Genomic DNA, 3,811 nt, shown 5'->3' on the forward strand with positions numbered 1-3,811 from the left:
CGAGATCACCCGATCCACCACATCCTGCGGAAACACCCGCGTCAAAACGCTGATCGAGACATGATCACTCAACCGCTCAGGACCCTCGTGTGTCACCCACATACTACGCACCACGCCGAAAGATCAACACAATTAGCCCAAGTAAACGGCATTGGGGCTAGAGCAGGTTGGGTTCTCCCGGCTCCGCGGCGTCGGGCTTGAATCCGAAGGACACGAGGATCTCCTCCAGCTTTCCGCTCTTCCTCAACTCCGCGACGTCGTCATTGAATGCGGCGACCAGGCCTGGGTTGTCAAGGTTGACGGGGAAGTTGATTTGACCCGGCTTCACGGTTGAGAGGATTGCGGGATCAGCGGGCGGCACCTCAAACTTCAAACCGTCGATCGGGGTCTTCTCCAAGGTCGACTTCGCGGATGGGTAGGTGTCGATCACGACATCGATCCGGCCGGCTGCAAGGTCGGCGTACATAGCCTGCGCGGTTTCATACAGCTTTACACTGTCACCGAGGTACGTTTGGAGGTCGTCATTCCACAGGAACCCGAGAATGGAGCCCACCTTGTGACCTTTAAGGTCGGGAACCGTGGCCACGCCCTTCTGGGAAACGATGATCAGCCGGTCGGCGAAAACGGGGTCGCTGAGCAGCACAACCTTTGCTCGTTCGGCGGTACGGTACCAGCTTCCCGCCGTGGTGTCGGCGCGATTGGACGTGATTGACGGGATCATTGCTGCGCCCGCACCGGGGATGGCTTTGACCTTCAGGCACTCCATCGCTGCGATCTCGGTGAGAATCGCGCCTTCAGCTCCGCCGACACCAGCTCCCTCTGGGTATGCGAACGGAGGATACTGATAGGCCGCAACCGTCAGGTAGCCGGTCTCGACTGTGGTCACATTGTGCTTCGGCGTGCAATCGGAGGGTGCCGCACCGTCGTTCGCGCAGCTCGTGAGGACAAGAGATAGTCCGACAGCTGCGGTGAGGATGGCAAGTTTCTTCTTCATTGAAGTTTCATCGCTTTCTGAATTGTGGCTGGGCAAGAAATTTGACTTCTGGAGTTGACGGGTTCGCGTGCTACAGATGTTTGGCTAGGTGACGCTCCAATCGCGAGACGAGCATTGTCGCGGGGATCGTGATCACTGCGTAGAGGAACGCGGCGGCGAGGAACACGGAGAAGTAGTCGAAAGTGACGGTTGCCTGAAAATAGGCTGCCTGCATAATTTCGGGAACCGTGATGACATAGGCCAGTGACGTGAACTGGAAGAACTGGATTGCGATATTCATCAGTGGCGGAATTCCCACGCGGATTGCCTGCGGCGCGATGATGAATCGGAACGAATCGAGACGGTTCATGCCGACCGCGATCGCGGCTTCGCTCTGACCATTGGGCACCGCATCAATGCTGGTTCGGATGACCTCTGCAGAGTAGGCGCCCGCCGACCAGGTGAACGCGATGACCGCCGACGCGAATGCTGTCGGAGTCAGCTGCAATTGAGGCAGGCCCTGGTAAACGATGTAGAGCAGCACGAGCAGAGGAGCTCCGCGTCCGACCTCGACGATGACGAGTGCGACGATCTTAATCACCTGGAGCTTGCTCACGCTCGCATAGGCGAGTATGAGTCCCAAAAGGTATCCGAGAACGATCACGATCCCGGTCATGGAGAGAGCGACACCGACACCCTTGGAGAGGGCCGGCAAGTACTGTGTCCAGGACAGCAAGTTCTCGATCATGCGACTGAGAACCTTGCGCGCAGCCGGCTATCGACCTGCCGGGACACAATGGCGAGGGGAAGGCTTAAGAGCAAGTAGATGAACCCGACGATGGCGAAAACAGTTAGCCCCTGACCTGTCTGTTGCGCCTGGGAGGCGGCACGGAACGTGAGTTCCACGACGCCGATGGTGGATGCCAGAGCTGAATCTTTCAGAAGACCAATTCCGTAGCTGGCCATCATCGGGCCGACAACCCGAAACACCTGAGGAACCACAATGAAGCGGTAGCTGTCGACGGTGCTCAGCCCGAGTGCCGCGCTGGCCTCTTCTTGGCCCCGACTGAGGGCGGCCAGCCCGGCCCGATAGATCTCCGCGAAGTAACTCATGGCGATGAAACTAAAAGTGGCGATCGCCGCCATCAGCGGAGACATCCGCAACCCCAGTTCGGCGAAGCCGAAGAACACGAGAAAGAGCCACACGAGCGGTGGCACCGCGCGCACCAGGTTGACCACTCCTCGCACAAGAATCCGGAGAAAAGCGAATCGCGATCGCTGCGCGAGAGCAAGCGGTATGGCGAGAATTCCGCCGATGGTGAAAGCTGATGCCGTGATCAACAGCGTGGCACCGATTCCGAGCGCGATGTACCCGACGACTCCTAACATCAACGCCCCACAACTGCGCTGAGGAACTGGCGGGTGCGTTCATGGGACGGCGCACTCATAATAGCGTGCGGATCCCCTTCCTCAACCACCGAGCCGTCGACCATGACCACCATGCGGTCGGAGACGTCCCGCGCAAAGGACATTTCGTGGGTGACCACGATCGCGGTCATTCCTTCATCGGCGAGTTCACGCATTACCGCCAGAACTTCCGCACCCACCTCAGGGTCAAGGGCGGAAGTTGGTTCGTCGAACAACATGACCAGCGGGTCGAGTGCGAGGGCTCGCGCAATGGCGATGCGTTGCTGCTGCCCGCCGGAGCATTGACCGGGATAGGCCTTCGCTTTTTCATCGAGCCCGACACGCTTCAGAAGCTGATAGGACTTCTCGTCGGCCTCTTCGCCAGAGCGCCCCAGCACGCGCTCCTGTGCAAGTGAGATGTTCCGCAGCGCAGTGAGGTGAGGAAACAAATTAAACGACTGGAACACCATGCCTACGCTTCGACGAATCGCGGCGAGCTCTGCCCTCGAAGGCAGTCGAGAGTCGGTCCGGACCGCAACAGATTCCTTGCCGATCGACACCGTGCCCTCGGTCGGCATTTCAAGGAAGTTGATGCACCTCAGAAAGGTACTCTTCCCCGCTCCACTCGGGCCGATGATCGAAACTACTTCACCTTGATCGATTTCGAGCGTGACATTGTCCACTGCTCGGTGTTCCTTGTATTTCTTGGTGATTCCGCTGGCTCGCAGAAACATTGGCGCAGACTCTTCAGTATTGTTCACAGGATGATTCATGACTGTTTTCCTTCATTGGAAGAACTCGCGGCACCGTGCGCCGCAATCGCGCTGATTTCAATTCGTTTGTCTCCACGAAATCCCGCCACTTGCACGGTCGTTCGGGGCGCTAGCGGGTATCCGGAGAAACGTTTGAGATACGCCAGGTTGTAGGCGTCGAAATCCGTGAAATCAGCCAGGTACACCGTGAGTTACAGAACGCTGCAAGGTTCGAACCGGCTGCAAGAAGTGTCCGCTCAAGATGGTCGATCACGACCGTTACTTGGTCAGTAATCTCGCTCGGCGCGGAGCCGTCGGCCCGGGCCGGAATCTGCCCGCAGGGAAAGACGAGGCCACCATAGAGTCTCGCCGCCCCATACGGGCGCTCGACACAAATCGTGGTTGCCTCAGAGGTTCGGCGGGAGGACTGGCTCGGATCACTTGTACTCCTTGATTAACATCGTTGTTAGTGGGCTTAATCATAGGAATCAATTTGTGAAAAAAAAAGTATCAAAACGCTATCAATTCATCTTCAGTTACTATGAATAAATGGTTGATCTTTCGGCTGGTGCGTAGTATGTGGGTGACACACGAGGGTCCTGAGCGGTTGAGTCATCATGTCTCGATCAGCGTTTTGACGCGGGTGTCTCCGCAGGATGTGGTGGATCGGGTGATCTCC

At 57.6% G+C, this 3,811-nt stretch carries 5 protein-coding genes; all 5 read right to left on the reverse strand.

What is annotated here, in order from left to right; translation table 11 throughout:
- Positions 1-157: 157 nt before the first annotated feature.
- Positions 158-994: a substrate-binding periplasmic protein gene (locus ACVWY0_RS22105; RefSeq protein WP_485838603.1), complete on the reverse strand. Its 837-nt coding sequence runs from the start codon at positions 992-994 to the stop codon at positions 158-160.
- A 70-nt stretch (positions 995-1,064) separates the two neighbouring features.
- A complete protein-coding gene (locus tag ACVWY0_RS22110; protein ID WP_485838604.1) occupies positions 1,065-1,721 on the reverse strand; it encodes an amino acid ABC transporter permease in 657 nt (218 codons plus the stop codon).
- Positions 1,718-2,362, reverse strand: coding sequence for an amino acid ABC transporter permease (locus ACVWY0_RS22115; protein WP_485838605.1), 645 nt, complete (start codon positions 2,360-2,362; stop codon positions 1,718-1,720). The genes ACVWY0_RS22110 and ACVWY0_RS22115 overlap by 4 nt, the downstream gene beginning before the upstream one ends.
- Positions 2,362-3,153 (reverse strand): amino acid ABC transporter ATP-binding protein, encoded by a 792-nt coding sequence (locus ACVWY0_RS22120; protein WP_485838606.1) that lies wholly within the window; start codon positions 3,151-3,153, stop codon positions 2,362-2,364. Before ACVWY0_RS22120 ends, ACVWY0_RS22115 begins: the two co-directional genes overlap by 1 nt.
- Positions 3,150-3,338, reverse strand: coding sequence for a RidA family protein (locus ACVWY0_RS22125; protein WP_354158280.1), 189 nt, complete (start codon positions 3,336-3,338; stop codon positions 3,150-3,152). Before ACVWY0_RS22125 ends, ACVWY0_RS22120 begins: the two co-directional genes overlap by 4 nt.
- Between the last annotated feature and the right edge of the window lie 473 nt (positions 3,339-3,811).

The organism is Arthrobacter sp. UYNi723, from assembly GCF_054057635.1.

What these genes read in the sequence shown, in the direction of transcription:
- ACVWY0_RS22120 (WP_485838606.1), bottom strand. Translation starts at nt 3,153, where the DNA reads ATGAATCATCCTGTGAACAATACTGAAGAGTCTGCGCCAATGTTTCTG.
- ACVWY0_RS22105 (WP_485838603.1), bottom strand. Translation starts at nt 994, where the DNA reads ATGAAGAAGAAACTTGCCATCCTCACCGCAGCTGTCGGACTATCTCTT.
- ACVWY0_RS22110 (WP_485838604.1), bottom strand. Translation starts at nt 1,721, where the DNA reads ATGATCGAGAACTTGCTGTCCTGGACACAGTACTTGCCGGCCCTCTCC.
- ACVWY0_RS22115 (WP_485838605.1), bottom strand. Translation starts at nt 2,362, where the DNA reads ATGTTAGGAGTCGTCGGGTACATCGCGCTCGGAATCGGTGCCACGCTG.